At 59.2% G+C, this 25,367-nt stretch carries 23 protein-coding genes and 2 pseudogenes; 8 read left to right on the top strand and 17 right to left on the bottom strand.

The features are described 5' to 3' along the window. Positions 1–14 precede the first annotated feature (14 nt). Positions 15–329, bottom strand: coding sequence for a co-chaperone GroES (groES, locus tag ACVWYP_RS15810; RefSeq protein ID WP_038375291.1), 315 nt, complete (start codon positions 327–329; stop codon positions 15–17). Between the two features lie 561 nt (positions 330–890). Then, positions 891–1,781, bottom strand: coding sequence for an RNA polymerase sigma factor RpoH (gene rpoH / locus ACVWYP_RS15805; protein WP_016843170.1), 891 nt, complete (start codon positions 1,779–1,781; stop codon positions 891–893). Between the two features lie 457 nt (positions 1,782–2,238). Between rpoH and ACVWYP_RS15800 the strand changes: the two genes are divergently transcribed. Next, the gene (locus ACVWYP_RS15800) at positions 2,239–2,670 is read left to right on the top strand and encodes a hypothetical protein (protein ID WP_050999402.1); all 432 of its coding nucleotides are present in this window, start codon (positions 2,239–2,241) and stop codon (positions 2,668–2,670) included. Positions 2,671–3,272: 602 nt separating this feature from the next. Beyond that, entirely contained in the window at positions 3,273–3,491 is a 219-nt protein-coding gene (locus ACVWYP_RS15795; protein ID WP_051448167.1) for a hypothetical protein, read from the top strand. A 324-nt stretch (positions 3,492–3,815) separates the two neighbouring features. On the opposite strand, the gene ACVWYP_RS15790 is transcribed toward ACVWYP_RS15795, so the two are convergent. The 4 genes from ACVWYP_RS15790 to ACVWYP_RS15775 form a co-directional block, all read right to left on the bottom strand. Continuing rightward, on the bottom strand, positions 3,816–3,995 hold the full coding sequence (locus ACVWYP_RS15790; RefSeq protein WP_016843164.1) for a hypothetical protein: 180 nt from the start codon (positions 3,993–3,995) through the stop codon (positions 3,816–3,818). Positions 3,996–5,094: 1,099 nt separating this feature from the next. Further along, positions 5,095–5,262 carry a hypothetical protein gene (locus ACVWYP_RS15785; RefSeq protein ID WP_016843161.1) on the bottom strand — a complete coding sequence of 56 codons (168 nt, stop codon included), beginning with the start codon at positions 5,260–5,262 and terminating at the stop codon, positions 5,095–5,097. Between the two features lie 229 nt (positions 5,263–5,491). Next, the gene (locus ACVWYP_RS15780; protein ID WP_075969288.1) at positions 5,492–5,764 is read right to left on the bottom strand and encodes a hypothetical protein; all 273 of its coding nucleotides are present in this window, start codon (positions 5,762–5,764) and stop codon (positions 5,492–5,494) included. A 1,718-nt stretch (positions 5,765–7,482) separates the two neighbouring features. Continuing rightward, a complete protein-coding gene (locus tag ACVWYP_RS15775; RefSeq protein WP_028344470.1) occupies positions 7,483–7,782 on the bottom strand; it encodes a cysteine hydrolase family protein in 300 nt (99 codons plus the stop codon). Positions 7,783–8,955: 1,173 nt separating this feature from the next. Between ACVWYP_RS15775 and ACVWYP_RS15770 the strand changes: the two are divergent. Together ACVWYP_RS15770 and ACVWYP_RS15765 are read left to right on the top strand one after the other, a co-directional pair. Further along, positions 8,956–9,467, top strand: a pseudogene (locus ACVWYP_RS15770) (YciE/YciF ferroxidase family protein). A gap of 263 nt (positions 9,468–9,730) precedes the next feature. Further along, positions 9,731–9,829, top strand: a pseudogene (locus tag ACVWYP_RS15765) (low affinity iron permease family protein); the annotation flags it as partial. 305 nt (positions 9,830–10,134) lie between these two features. Here the strand turns inward: ACVWYP_RS15765 and ACVWYP_RS15760 are convergent. From ACVWYP_RS15760 to ACVWYP_RS15745, 4 genes are read right to left on the bottom strand one after another with little or no spacing between them, the layout of a single operon-like run. Beyond that, on the bottom strand, positions 10,135–10,845 hold the full coding sequence (locus ACVWYP_RS15760; protein ID WP_028344472.1) for a hypothetical protein: 711 nt from the start codon (positions 10,843–10,845) through the stop codon (positions 10,135–10,137). Beyond that, complete coding sequence (locus ACVWYP_RS15755) at positions 10,842–11,258, bottom strand: phage holin family protein (protein ID WP_038379332.1); 417 nt, start codon at positions 11,256–11,258, stop codon at positions 10,842–10,844. The genes ACVWYP_RS15760 and ACVWYP_RS15755 overlap by 4 nt, the downstream gene beginning before the upstream one ends. Next, positions 11,255–11,824: a hypothetical protein gene (locus ACVWYP_RS15750; protein ID WP_016846832.1), complete on the bottom strand. Its 570-nt coding sequence runs from the start codon at positions 11,822–11,824 to the stop codon at positions 11,255–11,257. The genes ACVWYP_RS15755 and ACVWYP_RS15750 overlap by 4 nt, the downstream gene beginning before the upstream one ends. A 10-nt stretch (positions 11,825–11,834) precedes the next feature. Continuing rightward, positions 11,835–12,818, bottom strand: a complete 984-nt coding sequence (locus ACVWYP_RS15745) for a hypothetical protein (RefSeq protein ID WP_038376411.1) — start codon at positions 12,816–12,818, stop codon at positions 11,835–11,837. Between the two features lie 191 nt (positions 12,819–13,009). Here ACVWYP_RS15745 and ACVWYP_RS15740 point away from each other — a divergent pair, with 191 nt between their 5' ends. Beyond that, positions 13,010–13,969 carry a sensor histidine kinase gene (locus ACVWYP_RS15740; RefSeq protein WP_016846830.1) on the top strand — a complete coding sequence of 320 codons (960 nt, stop codon included), beginning with the start codon at positions 13,010–13,012 and terminating at the stop codon, positions 13,967–13,969. Between the two features lie 637 nt (positions 13,970–14,606). Here the strand turns inward: ACVWYP_RS15740 and ACVWYP_RS15735 are convergent. Further along, complete coding sequence (locus ACVWYP_RS15735) at positions 14,607–15,062, bottom strand: TspO/MBR family protein (protein ID WP_050999403.1); 456 nt, start codon at positions 15,060–15,062, stop codon at positions 14,607–14,609. A gap of 192 nt (positions 15,063–15,254) precedes the next feature. Between ACVWYP_RS15735 and ACVWYP_RS15730 the strand changes: the two genes are divergently transcribed. Together ACVWYP_RS15730 and ACVWYP_RS15725 are read left to right on the top strand one after the other, a co-directional pair. Continuing rightward, entirely contained in the window at positions 15,255–15,458 is a 204-nt protein-coding gene (locus tag ACVWYP_RS15730; RefSeq protein WP_307724583.1) for a hypothetical protein, read from the top strand. 2,014 nt (positions 15,459–17,472) lie between these two features. After that, positions 17,473–17,733 carry a hypothetical protein gene (locus tag ACVWYP_RS15725; RefSeq protein WP_035633761.1) on the top strand — a complete coding sequence of 87 codons (261 nt, stop codon included), beginning with the start codon at positions 17,473–17,475 and terminating at the stop codon, positions 17,731–17,733. A 17-nt stretch (positions 17,734–17,750) separates the two neighbouring features. Here ACVWYP_RS15725 and istB read toward each other — a convergent pair whose 3' ends face one another. The 3 genes from istB to ACVWYP_RS15710 all read right to left on the bottom strand — a co-directional run bounded on the left by istB (position 17,751) and on the right by ACVWYP_RS15710 (position 20,883). After that, on the bottom strand, positions 17,751–18,560 hold the full coding sequence (gene istB / locus ACVWYP_RS15720; RefSeq protein ID WP_016842034.1) for an IS21-like element ISBj11 family helper ATPase IstB: 810 nt from the start codon (positions 18,558–18,560) through the stop codon (positions 17,751–17,753). Then, on the bottom strand, positions 18,557–20,071 hold the full coding sequence (gene istA / locus ACVWYP_RS15715; protein ID WP_026191872.1) for an IS21-like element ISBj11 family transposase: 1,515 nt from the start codon (positions 20,069–20,071) through the stop codon (positions 18,557–18,559). Before istA ends, istB begins: the two co-directional genes overlap by 4 nt. Positions 20,072–20,721: 650 nt before the next feature. Next, positions 20,722–20,883: a sigma factor-like helix-turn-helix DNA-binding protein gene (locus ACVWYP_RS15710; protein WP_018270246.1), complete on the bottom strand. Its 162-nt coding sequence runs from the start codon at positions 20,881–20,883 to the stop codon at positions 20,722–20,724. A gap of 309 nt (positions 20,884–21,192) precedes the next feature. On the opposite strand from ACVWYP_RS15710, the gene ACVWYP_RS15705 reads away from it, so the two are divergent. Further along, a complete protein-coding gene (locus tag ACVWYP_RS15705; protein ID WP_018270245.1) occupies positions 21,193–21,366 on the top strand; it encodes a hypothetical protein in 174 nt (57 codons plus the stop codon). Positions 21,367–21,745: 379 nt separating this feature from the next. Here the strand turns inward: ACVWYP_RS15705 and ACVWYP_RS15700 are convergent, their stop codons facing one another. From ACVWYP_RS15700 to ACVWYP_RS15690, 3 genes are read right to left on the bottom strand one after another with little or no spacing between them, the layout of a single operon-like run. After that, the gene (locus tag ACVWYP_RS15700) at positions 21,746–23,080 is read right to left on the bottom strand and encodes a glutamine synthetase family protein (protein WP_016841940.1); all 1,335 of its coding nucleotides are present in this window, start codon (positions 23,078–23,080) and stop codon (positions 21,746–21,748) included. Continuing rightward, the gene (locus ACVWYP_RS15695) at positions 23,077–24,366 is read right to left on the bottom strand and encodes an ATP-grasp domain-containing protein (RefSeq protein ID WP_456684114.1); all 1,290 of its coding nucleotides are present in this window, start codon (positions 24,364–24,366) and stop codon (positions 23,077–23,079) included. Before ACVWYP_RS15695 ends, ACVWYP_RS15700 begins: the two co-directional genes overlap by 4 nt. After that, positions 24,363–25,265 carry a DMT family transporter gene (locus ACVWYP_RS15690; protein ID WP_172648453.1) on the bottom strand — a complete coding sequence of 301 codons (903 nt, stop codon included), beginning with the start codon at positions 25,263–25,265 and terminating at the stop codon, positions 24,363–24,365. The genes ACVWYP_RS15695 and ACVWYP_RS15690 overlap by 4 nt, the downstream gene beginning before the upstream one ends. Positions 25,266–25,367 lie beyond the last annotated feature (102 nt).

Raw genomic sequence — 25,367 nt, 5'->3', positions numbered from 1 at the left:
TGACTGTCAGCGCGCTAAGCTGCCTTCTTGACGGTCGCTGTCTTGTCGACAACACCCAGAAGGTCGCTTTCCTTCATGATCAGGAATTTCTCGCCGTCGATCTTGACCTCGGTACCAGACCACTTGCCGAACAGGACACGGTCACCGGGCTTGACGTCGAGTTGAATGAGCTGGCCCTGTTCGTTGCGTGCGCCGGGGCCAGTGGCGACAATCTCGCCCTGCTGCGGCTTCTCCTTTGCTGTGTCTGGAATGATGATACCGCCGGCGGTTTTCTCTTCGGCGTCGAGACGTCGCACGAGCACGCGATCGTGCAAGGGACGGAAATGCATGCACATCCTCCTTGGGTAGGTTCAGCGATGTCCAAAACCGGGTCCATAACGGCCCCCGGGCAAAAATCCACCTAGGAGCGAGGGTTCTACTTTCAAGAGGTTGGAAGAAAATTTTTGCGGCGAAAGCCGGATCGTCGATATTGCTCGCGGCTCGTAACCGGAGAGCATTCTCCTGCGTCCGGAAACGCTCAGCGCACCTTGAGAATTGAAACCGTCAAACCGAGACGTTGTCTCGGCTTCAGAACAACTCTGCGCGGCAAATTGGAGCATCGTCGAAAGGAGGGTAACCAGAGATGTGGAGCTTAATGGTACTTGCTGCTCCAATCGGGATGGTGATCTCGCTGCAGGCGAAAGAAGCGGATTCGTCGCGAGCAGTGCGAAGCTCCGAGGCCACCGTTAAGCAGCTTGTCAGTGATCAAAGCGGCCAGCCCCCGGGCAAGAACAAAGTCCGGCGGCCGCAAGGACCGTGATTTCTCGGCGGGAGCCATCGTGCTTGATATCTGCACCGGCTGCTGATTCATCGATCAGCAGCCGGCCAGCAGTTTCTATGTTCTGCTTCTACTATGCGCTCGCTGAAGCAGCCGCAAGCTCCGGAAGGCGTGCGCACAGCGTCGACTTGATACGCTGCAACGCACGCTGCTCGATCTGGCGGATACGCTCACGCGAAATACCGAAGGTATTGGCAAGATCGTCAAGCGTTCTTTGCTCATCTGCCATGTAACGGGCTTCGACAATGGTGCGTTCTCGCGGAGAAAGCGCACACAGCGCCTCCGAGAGTGCGGCCTTCTGCCGTTCTCGGTCTCCGGCCTCCACGAGCAGGGTTTCAGGATCAGGAGATGAATCTGCGACCCTGTCCTGCCACTGTTCGCCTTCCTCGTCACTGAGTTGAACATTCAGCGTCATGTCGCCACGGATCCGCCCGTTCATCTCGACGACGTCGGTTTGCTTGACCTGAAGATGGTCAGAGATCTGCTTCACCTGCTCCGGCGAAAGCTCGCCATCGTCCGGCGTTCCAAGGCGTCTCTTCAACTTTTGAAGGTTAAAGAACAGCTTTTTTTGCGCCGCGGTTGTGCCGAGCTTGACGAGCGACCATGATCGCAGGACGAATTCCTGTACGGACGCCTTGATCCACCAAGCGGCATAAGTCGCCAGGCGAAATCCCTTCTCAGGGTCGAACCGCCTGACGGCCAGCATCAATCCGACGTTGGCTTCCGAGATGAGGTCGGCGATGGGCAATCCATAGCGCCGATATTTCAGCGCGATCTTGGCAGCCAGTCGTAGATGGCTCGTCACCAGACGGTAGGCAGCTTCGCTATCCCCGGCATCCCGAAGACGCCTTGCATACATCACTTCTTCGGAGGCATCTAGCAGCGGGAAGCTACGGATCTCGTGCAGGTACCGGGACAACCCGGCTTCCGAATGGATAGCGGTGAGGGCTGACTTGATTGACATGACTTGCCCTCCTTCATAAGCCGTCGCCGCTCTTGAGTTCTAACGAGCGGCCAGACGGAAGATGCAGCTGCGAGACCCCGCCGAGGCGAGTAAGGCTGATCGGCTGCCAAGCGACAATACGGGTCGTTTTCATATCCAAATCCTCCACGGAGCAAAATGGTACGAGCCGCCGTGTCGCCTGGCTTAGCTGGGCCATGAGGCGCCCAGCGACACTCGGGCCGGCGGCGCCAAAAGAACTACGAAACCAACAGGTTGTTCCTCGTATCAGCTAGCCAATTCGTCGGAAGCCATACTGCCGCTGCCCGATGAGGCGGAGGAGGAGCCCGACGCCTCAGGCGGCTTCCGAGTGCTCAGTCCGTCAAGGGTTCAAACACCTCGTAGACTTGGGACATTCCGAACCTTGGCCGAGACGTATACCTATCGAAGTCGGGTAGCGGTGCGGCACGGCTAAGTTTAAATGGATTGCGCCGCCGGCGAGGCGCTCATCCGCGAGGCCGACGATCTGCTCTGCCAGAGCTGGAACAAAAAGATCTGCGCCGACGGCGGGCCCGGTCGACGCATCGCCGTCGATCGACCAGGCCATCAAGCCGGCTATCCGTGGCTCGAAATCAATTGCTCGCGGTGCAAGACACCGCTCGCGGTCGCGCCTAGCCGCGCTGCGCCACGTTCCGACCACCAACGTGCGCGATCTCGCCGGTCGCCTGCGCTGCGTGAAGTGCAGTACGGCGGGCAAGCGGCCGGCCGCGGAGCTGCTGCAGCTGTGGCGGCGCTGCCCGACCGGAGATGCGACGTGACCGAGCTCACGCGTCGGCGCGACAGAGCCGCAGCCGGGCAGAAATGGAACATCCTCTATAGCGACGTCGTCGTTGGCTCAATCGGGCTGCGCTGAGGCCAAGTTGTCATGTCATCACGAGAGGTAGGACGCTCAGCCGATCAGCAGCCAACTTACGCTGACGATGAGCGCCACAAACGACATTCCAGCGAAGCTGAGAAAAGCCCTATTCAACACCAATCTATGCGATCGAAGCTGGACATGGATCGCCGGCAGCGCCATTCCCGCAGATAAGCACGTCAGCGAGGGTGACTCAGCTTTGGGGGCCTAGAGGCCGGTGCTGAGGCCTGTCACCGTGATGAATCGGGACGTGACCCGAGGCGTGGAAGCTAACACGGCTGTCAGAAGTTGCTAGTTTTTCCCGCGCGATCCGACGAAGCTAGTTTTAGTACGCTCCTGTCCAATTGCCACGCGTCAGGCTAGGAACCATCGCGAGGAGATCAGCGTCTAATTGGCGCTTCTGGTCAGCCAAGGTGCCCCCGACTGCCAGAGGAAAACCCGTATCGTTCGGGTTAGCGGCCCCCGGTGGGGGCCGTTTTCAGTTCGCCGCGAAAGCCGAGTGGTGCTTGTCCAAAGTTGATCGTCACGATTCACATAGTTCAATGCCGCGCGCTCCATCCTTCGAACTAATCGACGCGCTCGTATTTCGCAGATGGTGGATGCAGATGGAATTTACTGGACGCCCGATGCGGGGACGTTTCCTCGTTCGGCAGGGTGGCAACGGATGGATGGTCTACGATAGCGAACTCAAAGGACCGGCGCAGATAGAAAAGAACGGCGCGTTCGCCGAGAAGCTGACAAAAGAGCAGGCTGAGACTTTGGCGAAGCTGTTTACGACTCGCGACAAAAAAGACCCCAGCTCCCGGGGAGAGTGCTGAGGCCGGCAAGTAGTCCCACGTGGTTACTCAACGTCGTTGGACTGCTGCTTGTTCCCCGAAGCGAAACGGCCCCAGCGAGGTGCCAGCCGGGACCGCTCCAAACTGATCGAGAATATGCCCCGGGTCTTCGGGGGCAAGAGCCGGGGTCCTGAAGGCGCTGGCGAAGTCTAGCGGCGTTACGAGGCAGGCCGCGTAAAAGCTGGCGCGCAAGCTGCACGGCGGGCTGTCCGGTCGCTGCCTTGCGAAGCGCCTTTATGGCGAGCGCAGCATGGTCGGCGGCTTCATCGTTTCCAGCCTTTCTAATGTGCTCCAGCGTAGGTAGTCTCACTTGATTTCTGGAGGGCTTGGTTTCGGCAAACCATATTTCGCCGCACGCATCTCTGCCAGATGTCGGTATGCCGAGGCTTGCTTTAACAGCTCTGCCTTGAACGCTCCATTCTGCTCAGTGACCGCTAACTTCTCGAACTCAACGGCGCGTTCCAAGTATTCCGTAAGCATCTTCATGATTGAAAACAATCCCGCGAGCGCCCTGACAGCGAGCTTCGCGCTTCTGAACTAGGTAGTCAATCACATCGACGCGGAGAGTAAATCGAGCTTGTACCTTCAAATTAGTCATTTTAGCTTTCGTTCTGCGACCCAGTCAGACAGGGCGTTTGCCCGAACTAATAGCAGCTGGTCCACTTGTGCGTCGGAGAGGCCGACGACCGCGATCATGTGCTGGACCAGAGGATCTGCGCGGCGGATTTCGGTCGCGAGATCCGACTCGTCCTGGACGTTCGCATTCGCCGCGATCACTACCTTGAGCCGCGGCCCATGTGCCGAGCTCGTCAAAGGCCCGTTTCAAGCCGAGTTCGGTGCAGGAGGACGGCACCGGCGCCGGCGGATTAAGAAATCCAATCACCGCCGGGTCGTCGTCGGCGATCTGCTCGGTCACCATCGGCGCCAGCTGCTCACAGACAAACCATCCAACGATGATACCATCGCTGTTTCGCTCTACAAATCCCATCAGCTTTATCCCTCCAACGGATCGAACCATCCGCGGGTAAAGCAGCGGTAAGACGTGCTCGCATTGGATGATCGCGCGGCAATCTGCGCTGATGTATCAATCCAAATGCGCAGATCATTTGCGTTGCCGGAAGTGGTGGTTGATGCTTCCAAACCGTTCCCGCCGACAGAATAGCTAGGTGCGCTGTCGGTAAGGCCGGTTTCGTGCGTTCATTAAAAGGTGTTTTGCGTGGGATTCCCCGCAATGATGTTCACCAGAGTTTGCATCCTAACGCCGGTCGGACAACTGGCGAGCGAAAAGGTCCGCAACGTCGTCCCGACAGTCGCGTTTATATCCGGCGCTGAACCAGGTCAGAAACATTTTCTACCTCGCTGCAAAAGTCGCCGCATGACCTGATGGTCGACATAGCTCTCGAATGCCGCTGCGAACTCGACCGTCTCGCCTTCTTCGATCGTTTTGTGATCTCCGGAAATCGCCCCGATGGGATTTATGTGGATCTTCCGGTTCAGGTTCAGAGATTAGGTGGTCGCACAGCTGCGAGCGTTGGCCGAGGGCTAGCGGAGTCCTAATCGTTTCGGGACTGGAATTTAGCCCTTGCTAGCAGCTAGGGCCAATCGAGTTTACTTGGCTTTCGTCGACGTCACGACCGGCAGCACGCGCCTCGATCGTCGCGATATCGGCATCGACCGGCAGCTGGATCGGATCCGTGGTGCGCTTGCCGCGGCCATCGCCATTGCGGCGGCCGTTCTCGTTAAGTGCGGTCAATCGCGCCGATCTCCTCGAGCCAGGGCAAACCGCGACCGTATCCTGCGATAGGTCGCAATCCGCCGCCAGCGACGGGATACCGACGTCGCCCTCGACATACTCCCCGAGCGCGCGAAGCACGCTTTTTGCGGGAGCAAATGAATTCGCGCGCGAGAGTTTCCTCTCGCGCAGCGAGCGACGTATCGCGGGAATTGACAGAAGGCCCGGCCGGAGCCGCGCCTTCTCCTCGTCACCAGCCGTACCAGTAGGGATAAACCGGCCGATAGTAGCGGACGACCCGATACGGGCGGCCGTAGTAGTAGGGTGGCGGGCCGTAGACCGGTCCATAATAGACCGGGGGTGCGGTGGCGGCCGCTAATGTTCCAGCGAACAGCCCGAGAGCAAGCCCGGGGCCAATACCCGGACCGCCCCAACCATGGTGACGCCAATGGGCCGAAGCCGGCGCAACCGTTCCAATGAGGAGCGTTGCCGCCGCGACGACTGCAAAAGCAAGCTTTCTCATGTCCCTTTCCTCAACTTCTTAAGCGCTTACGCGCTTGCCTCTTATTATGCTCCAATTAGCCGAAGCTTCGGTTCGGCCATACATTGAATTAGAACCGTCCGGGCCGAGTTCAAGTAACCCGTTGACCAAAGAGGGTGAGATCCATGCTGACGTGACGCGAAGACGATCTGGCAAGCCTAGAACGGCGGCGCCTATTCGGGAGGGAGAGCGACGTCAGACCACCGGAGGCTTTCCTTCGGCAGCTCCTTGATCGGCAGGTCAACATCGCTCTTTCCCAGCGTCTCCTTCAGGGAGCTTGTTTGCCGCGCGGTCCAGACCGCATATTCAGTACGCCTTGGTGCGGCGGAATACCTGGTCCAACAATATCCTTTACCTAACGGTCGAAAATTGCGGCGGTCTTCTCCGCGTAGCCGCGCTTGTGGTCCGGGTCAGGCCCGCGGCCATGTTCTCAAGCTCAAGTGACCAAAAGCTGCTCGTCTCACGCATGATGATTTTATAGCAGCTGTATGACGAAGCCCTCTAAACTCTTGCAATCCACAATGGTGATCAAACCTTTGGCCCATCAGCATCGGCTGCAGTTTCGGCGTCTTGTGAGCAATGAAACGAGCGGCTTGACTTCTGCGCTTCCTCCAGTCGAGAAAAGCTTTCCGGCGCCCGCCGTTAATATGGAGCTGGATACGCTAGCCATCGTATTGATCTCGTGCAGGTGGTTCCCCAAGTGAGCCTTGCTCCGCAGGCGCGCGAGCGGGTTTAATGAAGCCCGGCTTCACAGGCGCACTGCTTCCAACTAAAGCGGGCCCCGCCTGGTTCGCGACCTGGCGAGCGGGTCGCCCCTTTATCGAGCGGCGCACCCGCTGAATGGAAGGCCGGGATCGATCATGACCGGCTCAGAAGCGCGTAAGCGGCACCTACTATAAGTCCACGAAGCCGGCAAAGACGTATTGGCTAGTCCTCGAATGGACAACAGAGGGCTAGAAGATGAGGTCAAGCAACAGCACTGCGCCGGCAATGCTGAGAAAAACGATAATGAGGGTCCAATCGCGGCCTTCTTCCGACATGGTCCCACCTTAGAAACGAACGGCCCCGGCGCACTGGGGAGCACCGAAGCCGTTAAGTAGTCCCACTCCATCGTGGAGAGATAACTTCGCGCGCTACTGCTTGTTCCCGGAAAGAAACGGCCCCAGCGAGAAGGTAGCTGAGGCCGATCCGACGCCAAGCGAATCAAAACAGTACCCAAGACAGCATCAAAGTCGGCAAAGACCTATTGGCCGACAAGAAAGAGCCCCAACTGCGAAGCTGGGGCCAGTGTGAGGCTGGGCGTCTCAGTGCCGGTAGCGGTGCGGCACCGAACAGGCGGCCAATGCCGCGGCATGCGCTTCGTTCCTGTTCACAAAAAGGCCCCAGCATCCGGATCATGCTGGGGCCAGGCCGGATCGCCCGAACCGCTGTCCACCGAGAGGAGGCAGCGGTCGTCGTTTTAGGGCTGAAAGAATACGGAATAAAAAATTGCCTGCTCTATTGCTCGGATAATGCAAACGACGCCGGTTCCGGAATAACCCATGTGAACTCTGGAGAGCGAAAGTGCCGCTTTTTCCTGCCCCTTCACGGGATTGCCGAAGACAGTTTCACTTGGAGTCTCAGCTCTCTCCAGGCTGAGAACCCCTACCGTGCAAGGCGAGGCCCCGTAGGACCCCACAACGGGCCTCGCTGCGGATTGGTTATGTGACGGTGGGCCGGCAAGCTGTAGCAACTCGACTTGACGTACCCAAGCCAAACTTGGCTCTTGGTTTTGCGTGGAGTTGCGTTATGCGCTGGTCCCGTTGGACACCCTCGATAGCGCCAAGCATGGTCGCCAGCACGCACACATCCGTCTCTCTGCCAGTGATGATGACCGTATCGATGCCATCGCTGCATAGCTGCTGGTGAAGATCGCAGCCTGTCCACGGCGAACAAACATGTTTGTCGAAGTTGCGGGCCGCGGGAGCGAACTTCGCGAGGTCGGGTACCAATTCCACCATCTGGCCCGATGATGTCGATTGTCATCGATCCCCAGCGTTCGTAGTAGTGCCGCCACGTACACGCGCCCTGGCCCGGCTTGCGGGCAGGAATAAAGCGAGTGAACAAGGTTTTCTCGGGACGAGCAGCTGTTGCGGCGAGGATATTCGGGAGGACGCGCGGGAGCCAGGGCATCTTCCAGTCGGTGGCTTCAGCGAACATTACTGCATATCAACGCAGATATGAACCGCGCTCTCACCGGGCGGCCCGTACCAAACTTCATCGTCCTTCGCCATTGTCTCAAAATCCCGGAAAGCGAGCCCCAACGGAGCGAGACCCGGTTAGTTCCTGCGTGCTCGAGGGTTGTAGCCAGCGACTCGCCGGGCCCGGTAGCAAGTGGACGTTGCGTGACAGATCTTAGCAAAGATATCGACGTGGTCCGGGCTATCGGAGCGGTCGCGACCATACTTGAGGACGCCAGCAAGGCAACCGATCCGGGTGGGCATGACGACGTTCACCGAATCGACGGGCTCCCGCGAAATGTGCAATTCGTCTATATCTTGGGATGCGAGAAGATAAGCGCGCGGAAGACGTAGTTCTTGCACTGGAGAAGCATCGCACCCAAAAAAAGCGCGTGGGCCCCGCTCCTGAGATCGCCGGAATACCGCGCGCCTTCGGCTACGCCGACAATTCCTTACCAACAGCGGCAGCTGAATTGCCGACCTTTTCTATCGCTTTCCTTCTATCGCTTTCCGCAACTCTTCTGGACTTGCCTGCAATGCTTGACCGGACAATGCCGTACGTCCGGGTCACGCATGTTTATCCTACGCGGTCCGGCTAGAACTTCTGAGTTAGGCCAGACATTCGCACCTCAGTGGTGCATTGCAGGAATAATGATGATCGGAAGCGGTATGCGATGAACCAGAGAAGCGCCCCTTTTCCGAAACCCACAATTTCCGCCTCACGTTTGTGAATGGCGCCCGGGTAAAAACCCGACCTCGAAATCGTTGTTCGTGCAGCCGGACAACCAAGTCAGCCACAGTCAGTGCCGCCGAATGCTGAGAAGCCCCTTCCAGAGCTTCTTGCTCCTGACTCCCTAACGCATGACGCGCGCTCAGCCGAGGGTCCGCCATTGTCCTAATTGGAACCGGGTTTCCCGCCAATTGTTGTTGTGCGCCACTTAAGAGGAGCAGCGCATGGCTAGGAAGCCGAAGAAGCTGGAAGACCTTTTCCACGAGACGTTAAAGGACATCTATTTCGCTGAAAACAAGATCCTCAAAACCCTCCCGAAGATGGCCAAGGCGGCGCAGTCGCCCGACCTCAAGGCGGCGTTCACGCAGCATGAGCGCGAGACGAGGGCCCAGGTTAAGCGACTCGACCGCGTATTCAGGATCATCGGCAAGCCCGCGCGCGGCAAAACCTGCGCGGCCATCAACGGCATCGCCGAAGAAGGCTCCGAGATCATGAAGGACTTCAAGGGAATGCCCGCGCTCGATGCGGGTCTTCTCGCAGCCGCCCAGGCCGTCGAGCACTATGAGATTTCGCGCTATGGCACGCTGTCCACATGGGCTGAAGAGCTCGGCTATGATGAAGCGTCCAGCTGCTTGAAGAGACCCTGACCGAAGAAAAGAACACTGACAAGACTCTGACGGGCATCGCCAAGTCGGTTGTCAACGTTGAAGCCGAGAAAGAAGAGGAAGACGCCTGACTGATGTCAAGCGCGACCTCTTAGTCTGGCCGACGCCGCTCCGACAGGCGTTCTAGCAGGCGATCCATACGGTGCGGCTGCCTCGATCGTCGAGAGCAAAGCAATCGCACGAACGTGCGAGCGCTCTCGCAGCCTGCGCGTCAGAGAGGCGAGCAAGCACGGCGTTCCAAGAGCGCGCCCTGAGCGAAGGAACCACACCGGCACTTAATCCGGCCGGTCGCGAGGCGAGGTCGTCGAACGTGTCAATCCGACGAGAACTTCCTGTCACCTTCCTTATGGTTTTCCTGATCCAGAATTCGCAGAACCGCGACAGCGCTGCCATGCAGGTAAAACTCGATCGCGGCGAACAACAGCGCGCCGACGCCGAGAACCGTCGCCAGAATGCCCTCGGCGGGGCGGCTGGCTCCCGCCAGCATCGCATCGATTGCGTTGGCTCCGGTGTCCCCGAGCATGTCCTTCAAGGAGGAGGTGACTTGTGAGGTGACGGCGTCGTAGCCGAAGAACAGCCCCGCGCTCGCAATCGCCATCACGATAATAGGACCCAAGGAGAACACCGAGTAGTGTGCAAGGTCGGCGCTCTGCCGCGCATCCTTGTGGCTCGACCAACTGGTCGCCGCCTCTTTCCCGACCGTCCGCCACATTGCAGCTTGTCCGGTTCGGTTCAGGCTTATGGCGACCTCACCTTTTTCCGTGCCGCATCCGCCGCATCGATGCCAGCCTGCTTCACCCGATCGATGGTTTCGGCGCCGACGTCGCCGACTTCGGCGCTCAGCGTATCGGTGGCTTCGCGCAGGCTTTGCGATACCGCGCCGGCGCGCGTGTTCAAGTCGGCTTTGACATCGTCGCTGAGCTCGCCCACCCATTCGTTCTCGAGATCGGAAGCCCGGAACGCACCCGCGATTGCCGCTCCGATTGTCAAGCCCACGGCGCCGAGGACGAGCGGCTGCCGGTCAAACATGCCGGCCAACGATGACTGCGCTTTCGTGAAAGCCTCCTTTCCGGGCATGCTGAGGTTCTCGCGCGCATAGGCGAGGCCTTCGTCAAACCGGTCCTTGATCTTGTCCGCCGCTTCCGACATGGCGTCCGAAGCCGCGCTACCGGCCTCGCGTGTGGTTTCCGTGGCGTCATCATGATCCATTTCTGGCGCGGTCGGCGGCGCCGCGGTCCTTTGGAGTCCGGACGCGGCCGCGCGAACATTGCGCGCGCCGAGATCAACGATCGGCGAAGCCGCCGCTGTCGCCGATCGCGTCGCGCTCTTGAGCTTCTCGTCGCCTGCCAACAGCCAGAACACACCGCCTCCGATCAGTGCTGCGGCGAGCGGGTTTTCCCGCACCGCCGTTACGAGACTATCGAAGAAACTCGTCTGCGTGCTGCTCATTGCACCATCCCTTTCACGGTATCCTTGTCGTTATCGAGCTGCCGCATGGTTTCCCGCGGCACCAGACCGCGGGCATCTAGCCGGTTGATGCCGATCGCGAACAGTATACCCGCGATCACCGCGGCCACGATCGCCGACGTCAAATAGGAGAGCGGCTGTGACCATCCTGCGCCGATCATCGCCGCCGATAGGGCGAACAGCGCCATCACCAAGGCTGGGATCACCAGGAGGGCACCGCCGGCGATGAAGACCAGCGCGCTGCCGACCTTCTGAACCTTTTCGCCTAACTCGGCTTTGGCGAGATCCACCTCGTTCTGGAACAGCTTGGCGAACTGCGACAACGCGTCGCCGAGCAGCGTCGAGATGGTTCTAAGATCGTTCTGACTTGTCCTGATATCGTTTTGGATGCTCATGACACGTTGCTTTGCTGCGAGGATGACGATTGTTCGCGGTGTTTCGAAGGTGAGGAACGCCCGCCCGACGCCCTCAGAAAACGGACTGCCGCGAACCCGGCAAGGACCGAAATCCCTAGAAACGCGGCCGGCTGCCGCTTCGCAAAATCGGTGGCGCCGTCGACCAGGTCGCGAAAACTTCCGTGGCGGACTTTATCGGCCGCGTCATCGACATATTCGGCGGCAGAAGTCATGCCACGAGCAGCAAACGGCGCATCGCTCTCGAAGGCGCGGGCCGCTTCACGAATGTTATCGGCAAGGCGCGCCATGAAGTCCGCGCCCGACCGCTGCTTGTCGCGCGCCTGGTCCTCGATCTGGTCCACTGTCCCGGAAGCCACGTCTTTGGCGGCGTCAGCCGCTTCCTTGAACTTGTCGCTGGCGACATCGGTCGACGCTCGGAGGGCGTCGCCGGCGCGCTGCTTCACCTCTGCGCCGGCATCGGCCATCTGCTCCTTCAGGGTCTGCGAAGGGCCGGTATTCTGGTTCTGCGTGGAATTCGTCTCTTTAGTCAGGTCCACATCGCTCATGATCGTTCTTTCAAGTGTTTGGGTTTGGGGAAGGACTGAAGGCCGCCCTGACGACGTCGTCGGCAGCCTCTTTGAGTCTGTCCGCCACGTTTTCGGTCATGCGGCTGGCATGCCCACCGAGATCGGCCTCGCCGACGCTTCTTGCCGCCGCGTCGGCCGCCGACATCGTCGCATCCTTGGCTGCTTCGAAACCGGATTGTGCAGCCTCCCCCGCCGCCCGTTTCATGCTGTCGCTCGCCGGGCCCATCGCCTTGGCTTCGGCGGTTGTTTCGGGAAGAGCCGCGGCAAGGATGGCGCCGATCGCGATCCCAAGGCCGGCGATCAAGGCGGCATTGTCGCCGATGACCTGCCGGGCCTTTGCAGGCGCCGTGGCCGCCGCGTCCTTGACCGCGCCAGCTCTCCCCTTGACGGCATCCATGCCGCTCTTGAGCGTATCGCCGACAGTGCCGGCGGCCTGCGCCGCCCGCTTGCCAAGATCGTCGGCCAGGCCCGCAGCGGCATCTTGCGCATCGCTGGCCATGTCGCTGGCCTGACTCTGAGCCAAATTCAGCCGATCTCTCATGTCGCTGCTCGGCGCGTCCACTCGGTCGGCGGGCTGATCCAGCATCTCTCCCGCCTTCTCCATCACCGGTGCGGCCGCTTCCGCGGCCTGCTCGCGCACCGTCTTCGAGGTCAGGGCAAGGCCAGCCCCGATCATCAGAAGTGGTAGTGGAAAACCGCGCGCCAGGCGCAGCAGCGGGATTGCGACCGCGGTGCCCGCAGCGACCGCCTGCATCGGATTGTCCATGGCTTGTTGCTTCAGCGCCTCGACCCAACTCTGGGTCTTGTTGCTGATGTAATCGGAGACTTCCGACTTGATGTGTTGGGGCGAGACCTTGTGACGGAGGTCGTCAGCGGTATCCGATATCCGCTCCCTCAACCTATCGACCGTCGCCGCGAACTCGGCACGGCTTCGCTCGCACTCCCCCCTCAGCTCCTCCACTGATCGCGTCATGGAATTACCCTCTTGGATTTTTGTTCGGTTCTTTCGGGACGAACTCACGCTTTGTTGAATCGTTCCTCAGGACCAGAAGAGAGACAGGCCCAGAGCACCCCACTTTGGTTTAGGCTCAGCAGTCCGCGCGCCGGCCGAAGCGCTTGAGGCAAGCGACAGGAACACGCCGACAAGCCGGTTCGTTGCTTTCCATGGACCGGCTCCTGCTTCGCTTCATGTCCGTCACGCCCAGATATCCCCTGTGGGTGCGGTACCTCTTGAGCCTCGGGCTTGTCGGGTTGGCATTTGTCGCCAAGCTCCTGCTGGACGATCAGTTGAGACCCGATCCGCTGATGCTGTTCATCCCGGCCATTTTCCTGGCCTCAGTCATCTTCGATCGCGGCTCAGGCTTTCTCGCCACCGGCGCGAGCGCGGCGCTGGCGGCGCGATACTTTATCCCTCCGCCTCCGAGCGCCGCTATCGCGCCCCTCCTGATCTTTCTCGCTAGCGGGCTATGTCTTGCAGGGGTAACGGAAGCCCTGCGCACGGCACTCCAGAAGCACTCGGAGGCAAAGGCCTACGCGGACGTTCTCATGATGGAGTTGGCGCACCGGACCAGGAACGACCTCGCGACGATCATGTCGATCCTCCGTCTGCAGGCGCGATCGGACCCTAATCCCGCCGTGCAGGCAGCGATCACCTCCGCGCTGGCGCGGATTGAGGTTGTCGCGAAGGTTCATGATCGCCTGCGCGACACGCCGGTCAACAGCTCGGTCGACCTCCCCGCTTATCTTGAGGCGTTGTGCGGGAGCCTTTCGGATCTGCACCGGGGAGTGCGCCCGATCGCGATACGGGTGTCCTGCGACGAAATCGCCGTCAAGAGCTCGCAGGCCGCATCCGTCGGTTTGATCGTCAACGAGCTGGTGACAAACGCGTTCAAGTACGCGTTTCCGGAGGGGCGCCCGGGCGTCGTGGAAGTCGACGTCCGGAAGAGAAACGAAAAGGTCGTGATCACGGTGAGGGACGATGGAATCGGATGCCCCACCGAGGCGAAGAGCGGTTTGGGAACCCGCCTGATCAATCTGATGGTGGCCCAGATGCAGGGAGGCATGACCAGGGCGCCGATGGCGCAAGGCTGCGAGGTGGAAGTCGTGGTCGTCATCGAAAGCTGATCACGAACGCCTACCCGAAGTTGGGGAATTCAATCGCTGATGCATCCGACTCTCAACATGCGAGAAGCCGCCTTGGCTTCGAGCTTCTGCACATAGTCCGCAAGGCTGAATTGGCGCTTGAAATTGCGGGTTGAAATGCTGCGATGGAGGAACTGGCGCTCGCCTTTTTCAGGCTTACTGCCCTCGATGGTGACTGATCGGCGTGATCGAGATGTTCTCAGGCGCGAAGCCCGCCACGGCCAGCGAAATCTGGTAACGGTCGTCATCCGCTCGATGTTGTAAGGCGGGTAATTGTCCTCGCCCGCCCGCTGGCCATTTCCGCGAGGTCAAGATCGAAACCGATGGTCGAGCGCCGGAGAGACGAAAAGTTGTGACTGCGCAAGCCAAATCCTCCAAAGAGCACGATGGTTACGAGCGGCAGCGGGCAGGACCGGTGCCCGTCTCACCTGACCAAGCCTCGACGCCATCCTTTGAAGGCGACAAAAAAGCAAAGCGGATTTTGGTTTCAAGAGGGACCCGAAAAATTTCGAAGCCGTCGCCCCCAACCGGGCGTGCCGGGTGCCGGGCTGGATCGCTCAAAGCGCCGAGCCCGCCCGCCGGCGGCTCTTAACTCGCGTTTAGCAGGTCCATCAGGAATTCAATTAAGGCGGTACAAAGCAAAGTTTAAAAGCGATGCAAACGCTACCCAGCCCGCATACGGGATAAATAAGAGCGCAGCAAGCCGATTGGCCCGCCATTGCAGGCCTATAAATAACAGAATCAGGCCCAGCAGCAGAATGATGACCGAGAGCCCCATGGCCAAGTTGTGCAAGCGGAAAACAATAGGAGACCAAAGAAAATTAAGCGCCATCTGTCCGAGCCAAACCTGCAAGGCCAGGCCATTGACCTCCTGCAGGTAGGTGCGCCAGCCCGCGATTGCGATCATCACATACAGAATTGTCCAAGTTGGCGCGAACACCCAATTCGGAGGATTGAATGTCGGCTTCTGCAGTGCGGCATACCATGCACCAGGCAAGTTGGTTGCGCCAATTAGCCAACCAATACCCACGACGGCAACAAGAAAGATGAGCAGACTTCGATTTCGTGCTTTCATGATCCAATATTGCACGTTCAGCAGAGGCGGGAATAGGCAGTCCAGACATCGGCGGGCCAATAGTCCTGAGGCGCCCCTCGCGGCGTCTTGCCCGACGGTAAGCTATGTTGTCCGGCTGGAGCCGCGATCCGCCGGCATTTACAACAGGAACCATCGATATCGACGTCTGTTTTGTCTCGTATGAGTGAATCGTTGCCAGTCCTCGTGGAGAGGTCGATCCAGATCGCCTGGGACTTGCTCGAACGCTCCGGCGAGATCACAGATCCTGGCGATGTGAGCCGCTTTCTTCTCAGAAATATCGATGACATGGTGCGGGCTGGAGAGCATCGGCAGCTCATGCTTGCGAACAATGCGATCGACGCTTATCGCCGCTACAAGCGTCTGCTTGCGGCATGATCAACTCCAATTGTCCGTTCTGCGGCGGCTGGGCTGGCTCCGTGAAAACCATTCGCATCTGACGAGACCCGCGCGACTTGCAGTGTAGTGCAGCAACGAGGTGTGCAACCGTTCCGACGATATTGACCAAGGCGTGGAGAAGCCCAATGTGAGCGGGCCGTTCGAGGAGAGCCGCTCGCCACGAACCAGCAGCTCGCGGTGTTGTTGCAGCCGTTGTAGGGTGATAGGTTGAGCGAGATACCCTCGCGCCAGCGTTCGAAGCCGCCTAGATTCCGTGTCGGTTTAGGGCTAGCGCAAACGGCATTTGTACTTTGGGCTGGCTTTGCGTGGGCCATTCTTGTCGAGGGCTACGGCGCTCTGCAAAAGATCATCGGCCGCTACGCTGTCGACCGTGCCGCTGAGATGAACCGCAGCGAAGCCGCGGTACGGCTCGGAGCCAAGTTTCTCAGTCTAACCTTGGCGGAAAAATTGCTGCTCTTCCCGTCCACAGCAACGGTCCTAATGGAAATGTGCCTGGTAAACCTATTCGTCTAAAGTCGATTGCCAAAATTCACATAGTTCAATGACCGCTTAGCTGGCGGAAAGCCCAATTGTGGGATTGCACCTGCCTATTGGGGGCGCCAGTGAATTACGCCGAACACCCTACGCAATCCAGATTCCTTGTTCGAATGGGAAGGACGGGCTGGATGGTCTACGATCGAGAACGCAAGGGTCCAGCACTGCTACAGAATGGTGATCGAGCTGAGAAACTTACAAAGGAGCGCGCTGAGTTCATGAAGCAAATCTTGCAGAGCCAGGGCGACAGGTAAGAGACAGCACCCGCTGGACTTGGTGTTTGCGGAGCCATCCGATGAAAATGGTTGCCGAGTATCCAGCGCGCGCACGAGTTCGAGCGAACGGCTACGCATGAAAGTGAACTCAGGAAATGGGATTGCCGTCGCCAAGGACGGAAGGCCAGTCCAATCAGGCCTCCGGCTGGCTAGCTCACTCGGACCCGCGTTTCATACGAACGACTGGCCGATGGTCAGTCCAACGCTCGATGAACTCGTGGACATTCAGATATTAGCCCGCCTTTTTGCCTCGTCATCACCTTGGCTAGTGAACCCATAGTAGCCCGAAAAACGCCCGCAGCATCGAGGACGAAAGCTTCACAAACCCTTTAACCCATCTTTCGATAGATCAACAGGGCGCTCTAGCCCACGTAATGGAAAAGCGCTTGTCAACGAGCCAGAATGCGCCCCAGCCCTTTTGGGAGCAAGAGCCGGGGCACGTTCATCCGCCGATGCCGCTCTTCTTATGAGCGACGACCAACGCTCAACGCGCGAGCATCATTCCTAGCGACCTCTTCATTGCTGCTCCGAGCCGACGCTCAATCTGCTTCCGACCGGTACCGCCCTTTTGCGTTCGTTTTCGCCAATCGGAGCAAGGGATCTAGCCAAGGCGGATCGGCAACTGCTATCCGCCGAGCGATCCTTGGGGCACTGACGGGCGTTTTGATCCCGGCGAGGGATTTCGCTCAATCCCGATATCGAAGGTAAAGGCTGGCCGCTCTCCAGGGGGTTCGGCGCTGACGCAAGTCGAGACTTCGACTTAGTTCCGGCGCCTCACGGCTGCATCGAGCACTTATCGCTCCGGAGAAGCTTCGTGTCTTGAAATTGCCGTGGCACAAATTGCACTAGCGGCCACCCAGCATCCGGGCATAGGATTTCAACCTTAATCGCGAGGGTTGTGTCATGGGCAGTGATATACCTTTTAGTGCGCTCATCGTGGCGCTCGGGCTGAGCCCCATCGCAATCATGGCTATTGCCCTATTCATGTAGAACCAACGCAGGCCGCTTGACGGCCTCTTCTTTTGGCCTCAAGCAGCTTGATGAGCCGTGTGCCGGTCCTCACGAATGGGTGTGAAACTGTATTGTGGGTGCCGGTGAAGCTGCCTATCGTTTGACGAAGTATATCTCACCGGCGAAGGCCTCTTGGTGAAGACGAAGACTGGGTTAGCGACATTGCCATCGAAATGCAGATCGAGGACGGCTTGATCTGGGTCTATGGCGTCGGCGAAGATGGCGTTCAGGCGTTCACCGACTTCGGCATCGAAAACCTGGAGTTCGTCGGGTTACAAGGAAAACCCCAAGCTGCTCACGCGCTCGCAACGGGAATGATTATAGCGCGACGATCTGGGTCGGAAGAGCGCGGCGATCAGGATGGCGAGTCAGTGTCGCGGCGCGATGATGATCGCCGCGATGATTGTCGCGCGCAAGAGTTTTGTTTGCTTTGATTGTCGCGGAGCGTCAATCAAGCGAGCGTTTTTTGTGTCGCGTGCTCCGGTGGCCGCCCTGGACCACGCTTTCGCTCGAGGGCAGTCCGCCTGCGATAGCTCTCGACGTTCATCTCGACGATGGTGGCGTGGTGAACAAGGCGATCGATCGCCGCGAGGGTCATAGCTGGGTCCGGAAAGACCTTGTTCCATTCTCCAAAGGGCTGATTGGCGGTGATCAGCAAAGAGCGTCGCTCGTAGCGTGCGCTGATGAGCTCGAACAGCACACTGGTCTCGGCCTGGTCCTTGGTGACATAGGCAAGATCGTCAAGGATAACGAGATCGAAGCGATCGAGGCGGTTGATGGCACCCTCGAGGTTGAGTTCGCGGCGCGCCACCTGGAGCTTCTGCACGAGATCGGTGGTGCGGGTGAAGAGGACGCGCCATCCGTTCTCGATGAGAGCCAAGCCGATTGCTGCTGCCAAGTGACTCTTGCCGCCACCGGGCGGACCAAACAGCAGCAGATTGGCGCCCTTGTTCAACCAGCCGTCGCCGGCGGCGAGCGCGGTCATTTGCGCCTTGGAGATCATCGGTACGGCTTCGAAGTCGAAGCTGTCAAAGGTCTTTCCGGTGGGCAGCCGCGCCTCGACGAGATGGCGCTCGATGCGGCGACGGCTGCGTTCAGCGATCTCGTGCTCTGCAATGGTGGCGAGGAAGCGCGCCGCCGGCCAGCCTTCCTTATCGGACTGCTCGGCAAATTGCGGCCACAGCACCTTGATGGCGGGCAGCCGCAGCTCGTTGAGCAACAGATTGAGGCGCGCGGTGTCGACTACGTTGGTTGTGCTCATGCGGCACCTCCGATCTCGGCAGTACCGATGAGGCATTCATAGGTGGCGAGCGGTGCGAGGCGCACCACGACGTTCGGCATCTGGGCGGGATCCGGGGCGAAGTGAGTACGTAGCCGGTTGAGGTCGGGCAGCCGGCCGTCGTTCAGGTCGGCCGTGAGCTGATCGGCGAGTTCGGCCTCGCAACCGCGCTCATGGGCGAGTGCGAGGAGATCGACCATGATCCGGCAGGCCTTCTTGTCCGGTAAGCGTTTGCGCAAGACGTCGAAGGCTCGGCGGTAAGCTTCCCGGGGGAACAGCTGGTCGCGGTAGACCAGGTTGAGGAGCGCCATCGGCTTGCGCCGCAAGGAATGGATCACGTGCCGATAATCGACGACCTGATCGTGCTTGCCATTGGGATGCGGCCGCCCGCGCGGCAAGGTGAGGAGATGCGTGCCGCCGACAAACACGTCGAGGTGATCGTCATACAGGCGCACCCGCAGCCGATGGCCGATCAAGCGCGACGGCACCGTGTAGAACACCTTGCGCAAGGTGAAGCCGCCGGACGATGTCACGTGGACGATCACCTCTTCATAGTCCGACGTGCGGCGGTCCGGCAGATCCTGAAGTGCGGTACGTTCGCTGTCGATCCGCTTGGCGTTGCGGGCATTGCGGCGGCTGACGATCTCATCGATGAAGCCACGATAGGCAGCGAGATCGTCGAAGTCGGCGGTGCCACGCAGCAACAGCGCGTCGCCGACCGCCCGCTTGAGATGGCCATGCGAACTCTCGATCGCCCCGTTCTCGTGGGCGATGCCACGATTGTTGCGGGAGGGGCGCATGCCGTAATGGGCACAGAGGTCTTCGTATCGCCGCGTCAGATCGTCTTTGGCGTCGCGGTCGAGATTGCAAAAGGCGGCCGACAGGCTGTCGGTGCGATGCTCCCGTGGCGCTCCACCGAGTGACCACAAGGCATTCTGCAGGCCTTCGGCCAGAGCGATGAAGCTCTCACCGCCGAGCACGACATGGGCGTGCTCAAACCCGGAATAGGCCAGCCGGAAGTGATAGAGACGATGGTCGAGCGGCACGCCCGCGATCGTGACACCCAATTCGCCCATGTCGGTGAAGTCGGACAGGCCGCGCTGACCGGGTTCGTGGGTCTGCCGGAAGATGACCTCCTGCTCCTCGCCGTGGATCGCCCGCCAGGCCCGGATCCGGCGCTCCAGCGTGCGACGGATGCCGGCGCCGAGCTCAGGATGGCGTCGGAGCAACTCCTCGAAGATCGTGACCGGCCGCACACCGGGGGCGGCCTTCAGCATCGGCACGATCTCTGTCTCAAATACGCGGGCCAAGGGATCTGGCCGGCGACGGCCGCGAGGAGCCTTCTTCTGCGACGGAAGGCGTCGATCCTGCTCGATCCGGTAAGCGGTCGAGGTGCTGAACGACGCCTTGGCGGCGGCCACGGGCGGGCTATCGGTCTGACGGTACTTCATGTAGAGCCTCATTTGGTGATCGGTAATGTGTCGGCCTGGCACGCGAGTGATTCCTCTTGGCGGAAGAACCACTTGCATAACCAGCCGGCCGCGATCACCAGTCGGCGCGGTCCGCTGTGGATCGCGCCGACGCCGGGCTCGTAACTCCGGTCGGGCTACGCCCTCCCTGCGTCACGAGCCCGGCGTAGCCCTCTCATCATGGTCGACGCTCCACTTCCATCCTGTTCGCCGCGCGGCAAATGATCCACGAGCCTGCGGCGTACCCAGCAAGGGGATTACCCGCCGAGGCCGAGTCGACGTTAAGCCAAAGGATCGCCTTATTGGATGAGAAGAAGGCCGACGACGGGGAACGACGAACGATTTGCAGCGAAGCTGAGAAAGCCTCACGCCACCTGGTCGATATGGTCGAGCCTGACCGTGTTCGCAGGATGAGCTGGCTCTCTGTGAGCGTATGCTAATTGGCGCACAAGAGGCGGGCCGAGCAAGGGAACCGAGCTTTGCCACTTTTTCCCGTATTCTTACGGACGCGTTAACCATTCTTAGGTATGCGCGCGATTTGCATTTTGTGCCAAAGTGTACGTATCAGGATTTTGCCAACAACCTTCCTGGGGCTAGAGCAAGCGCCGCTCGCATGTATTTTAAGCGGGCGGCGTTGCGTTGAATCCTTACAAAAATTGGCTCCGCACTTGGGGTTAATCCGCCCTCTCCGCGGCGCGCTTCCTAATAAGGATCAATCGCCCGCTCACCGCTGCCTCAGTCCGCCCGAGCTTCTGAGCGATCTCGCGCTGCGTGAGGCCTGTTTCTCGAACCAATTGCAGTAGTCGCTGTTCGTCCGCTGCGGACCACGCGGGCATTGGAAACTCCCCAAAATTGTTCCGTCCTGAAATGTCGGAGAGGATCGCAGATATTGGCTAGCCTGTCTGTCCGGTTTTTCACCGGGCTCTAATCTGTCGCAGGGCGTGTCCTTGCCACAACGAGCACGAGTAGAGCGCTATCCGTATCCAGGCCCCGTGTCCTGATTTGATTCTTGGCGTGTCCTAGTTCGGATTAGACGAACGGGATGTGCTCAGCCCATCTTTTCCATCGGTCGCCGTCTGTTGTCATAGCTTGTTCCCGTCAGGTTCCCCATGAGATGATCCCCGCCTCTTGCGGGGAGGCCTTCCATGAAGAACATGCAGGCGCGCTTGGAAAAACTTCGGATCGAGGCGGAAGAGTGTGAGCTAATCAGCAAGCTGGCGACCAGTCCGACTAAGAAAGAGCTATTCGCCAAGCTGGCAGCTCATCATCGGACACTGACCGATGAGGTCGAGCGGACGATAAGAGCAACAAAGCCTTAGTTCCCTTAACAACATAGGATGCATCGGCGCATTGTCTGCGTCACGCTGTCGGCTGGGAGACCGAGCGCGCGCCCGCTGCCGAAGCAATAAGCGCGGCCATGGCCGACACCGATCGCGCTTCGCGCGTGCACCATGAGGCTTTCCAAGATTACGTAGGGCGCGTTTGTGAGCTGATCTCGCGGGCTGCGGAATTACTTAGAGTGCCAGGCCGGACGCCTTCATCGGCCGCAAGACGCGGGAGCCTTCCCTCCAAGGAGGAGGAGCAACTCACCAATTGGAGCGCTCGTCCGCCTGCTGCTAAATGAGAGCATGGATGACTTATTGAAACCGGCCGATCAGTTGATGCTTGGAAGGCGCCGGTCTGTACAGCTCAAGCTGGCTAAATGATCTCGAAATACCGCCGGCGTTCAAAGTCTGTGACCCGATGTTGAACGGCCTCCCATTCCCAACGGCGGGAGCAAGAAAACGCTTCAACAAACCTTTCACCGAAGACATCATTGGCTGCCGGAGACTGTGCAAACCGATATGTTGCCTCTGCCAAGCTTTGAGGCAGCCTCCCAGACGGAAGGCAGGCCTCCGCGCTTGCATCACCGACGATCGAAGCCGGGAGCGCCGCGTTTGTCTCGATACCCAATATGCCGGAACCGATGGCACATGCGAGGGCAAGATATGGGTTCAGGTCTGCACCGGGCAGCCTGTATTCGAGACGATGTGCAGACGGGTCTCCCGGAATGACGCGTACCGCGCAGGATCGGTTGTCGATTCCCCAGCTCGGATAGATTGGTGCCCAACAACCAGGTACCAATCTCTTGTAGCTATTGAAATTCGGCACAGCGAGCACACAGAAATCATTCATGTATTTCAATTGTCCGCCGATGAATTGCCTCATGAGCTTCGAGACGTTGCGAAACGCCTCACTATCGTAAAACACATTCTGACCATCTGCGGACATCGAGACGTGAATATGGCCGGACTGGCCCGGCCAATTCTCTGAAACCTTGGCCATGAATGTAGCCATCATGCCGCGCGTCTGCGCCCAGGCCTTTATCATCGACTTGAATATGATTGCTCGATCGGCGGCTTCCAGGGCATCACAATGACGAAGTGACGCTTCAATCACGCCTGGTCCCGTTTCAAAGTGCAGCCCGCTGAGAGGGATTCTGGACTTCTCACAAAGCGCCAGGATCTCACCGAACAGCTCCCTGTGCGCGACAGACCGCGCAATCGAGTAGCCGAATGGGCCCCGCGTCAAAGGAGCCCATTGGCCGAACGGCTTGTCTTCAATTATGTCGGCGTTCTCCTTGAACAGCATAAACTCAAACTCGAACCCGGCGCTGCAGCTGTATCCGCGGTCGGCAACCCTTTGCAGGACTTTACGCAGAATACCGCGCGGGCAGACGCTCTCATGTGCGCCCGCAAACTCAGCCAGATAGAGATATTGATCGCCGGCATAAGACACCGAACGGCCGGTGCCGGACAGAACGCGCAGATCGGCGTCCCCAAATACTGACTGCGGCTCTTGCGTGAAGCCCGCCGGAATGACGCGGTCCGAACAATCCCACGCGAGCACCGCTTCAGAGAACTTGATGACCTTATTCCCGACGGAAAGATCTTCACCCAGGACGTGTTTGCCTCGAAGGATGCCATCGAAGTCGCTCACACCGATCATCGCCGCAGCGGCTGAATTCGTGCAACTGTCGCAGATGCCGGTCATTGGTTCGCTTCCTGCGGCACCAAATCGAACACCTGGTCCATCCGCATCGCACGCAGTTGGCGATAATCTTCCTCAAGCTGTATCAGGTCGTTGTTCACGAGATACACAATGCCTGGCGTCGACGCCAAGTCGATCGTCGGAACCAGGTTTTGCCCTATCGGAACGAACGCAATGGCATCCGCGAAGCTCGGCAGCTTGCCGATCGCATCGAGTCCGGGATAGCCGGCAACAACACCGCCCATGTCGGAGATCAGCGAGACGCACAGTGCATGAGCCTGCCGCTTGTAAACCCCGCGTCGCCTCATATACCCAGCAAAGCCTTTGGGATCTGCGTAACGCCACGCGGTGAGCGTCAAATGGTTATGGCCCAACGCCATCGTCCTGGCTTTTGCCGACATGGTTCCTTGCAGCCTCGCTCCGAAGTCGACCAGAACCGGTCCCCGATCATCGACGATGATCTCGGCATGAGCAGGTCCGTCGGTGATCCGAAGCGCCCGCAGCGCACGTTCAAGGTAGTCGGATAGTTCAAGAACGATTGGCTCCTTACCTCCCAATAACCGCTCGAGTGAGCAGACCGAAGACGCGCCCTCAATAGGAACAGTGTCATAGGTCCAGGCCTCCGTGACGAAGGTCTCGCCGTCGATCGAGACGGCATTTACGGTATATTGCTGGCCGTTGATTTTCTCCTGTCCAAGCGCCAATTGATTGAGCGTTCCGACACGGTTCGTCTTACCGACGATCGCGGTTACAGCGCGCTGAATATCGGCATCCGTCGAGCAAAAGAACACGTCCTCCGTGCCTGTGCTGTTCAGCGGCTTGATCACAAGCTCATCGAAGGTCTCTTGACGCTTCCATCTTGCGATCACTTCAGCATTGTCGGACACCACTTGTCTGATCGATCGCACGCCTGCTGAGGCCAACGCTTCAGACAGGCACGATTTGTCCCGTCGGGCGGCCGAAAGGGCGGTGCCATTTGAAGGCAAGCCCAGCCGCTCCGAGATCGAATCGGCCAGCTCAACTCCTGTCTCGCACCCCGCTATGACGAACTCCAGCTCCCTGCCCTGGAGAGCCCGAAGATGATATTCAACGATCTCGTCGTACCCCATGCGCTCGGGCGGGCGAATGACTTCATCATACAGATTAGCATTGAAATGCGATTGAAAGATCGACGGAATCTGTGCAGCCGACATCACATGCACTGTTGAAATTCCATACCGCTTGAACTCTTCCGGCAAGAAGCGGCCGGTCGAATATGCGTCGACGATTACACAGTTTCGCTCGTTCATGCGGACCTCCGGTACTGCAAACAGACGTTGCCGACGGCAACAGCCGTGATGAGAACATTTCCAACGAACGTATGCGGCGAAGGCACGATACGAGAATCGAAGTACTGGAACAGAAACGTGATGACAGGAGCGGTGGACAGGACCATGTTGACCGTGAAGGGCTCGACGCGGCGAATACCCTCCTGGAACAAGAGCAATGGAACGATGATCGTGGATAGCCCAATCGTTGCGATCGCAAGCCAATGTTGCGAGATCTCGAGCACGATGGAGGAATGGTCGACCAGTCCCAGCAGCAAAAGGATCGTTCCGTAAAAACGATGCGCCAACACCTGTCGACCCGAAAATCCGCGGTCGAATAGCAGCTTGACGAGTATATTTGTAAGAGCGAGCGATAGGCCGGCCACGATTGCCAAGACGATGCCGAAGGACGATCGAGCTCCCCACTCCACGCCAGCGTTGCCGGTTGCCGAGATCCATATCATGTAACTTCCAACTGCCGCGATCGTCACGCTCACGACGATATCGGATGCTGGAGGAACGCCCTGGCGCCTGATCAGCGCGTTTAACCACACCGTCGCAGCGGGTCCTAGCGCCACCATGAACGCGACGACGATCGCCGGTTCGGTGTATTTCAGGCCGATAAACAACCCGATCCAACTGATCGCGGTCACGACATTGAGCGACACGAACACCAGGAGCGCCGACTTCGCAACCCGTGCCGTTTCTCTCTCGTGACCTGCCAGCAGATTAAATGTCAGACAGACCGCGGCAAAGGACACGAGGAGAGCGACGAACGCATCCGCCCGCTGAAAATACGATGCCGCATAAACTTCGCCTGCCGCGCTCAGGACGACATAGAGCGCTACAAAGAGAACTCCCAGAGCGAAGCGTCTTGTCAATCGCCCACCCGTCCTCTGCGGGCGGGGCGGCGCGGCCCGCCCCCCGGACCACGCTTGTCCACCAGTTCCGGAAGACTCACCTTTCGACCTGGGCGGACCGCG

It is taken from the genome of Bradyrhizobium sp. USDA 3262 (assembly GCF_054060035.1).
The sequence above is the reverse complement of the archived record's forward strand: the minus strand, read 5'-3'. Positions and strand labels throughout refer to the sequence as shown.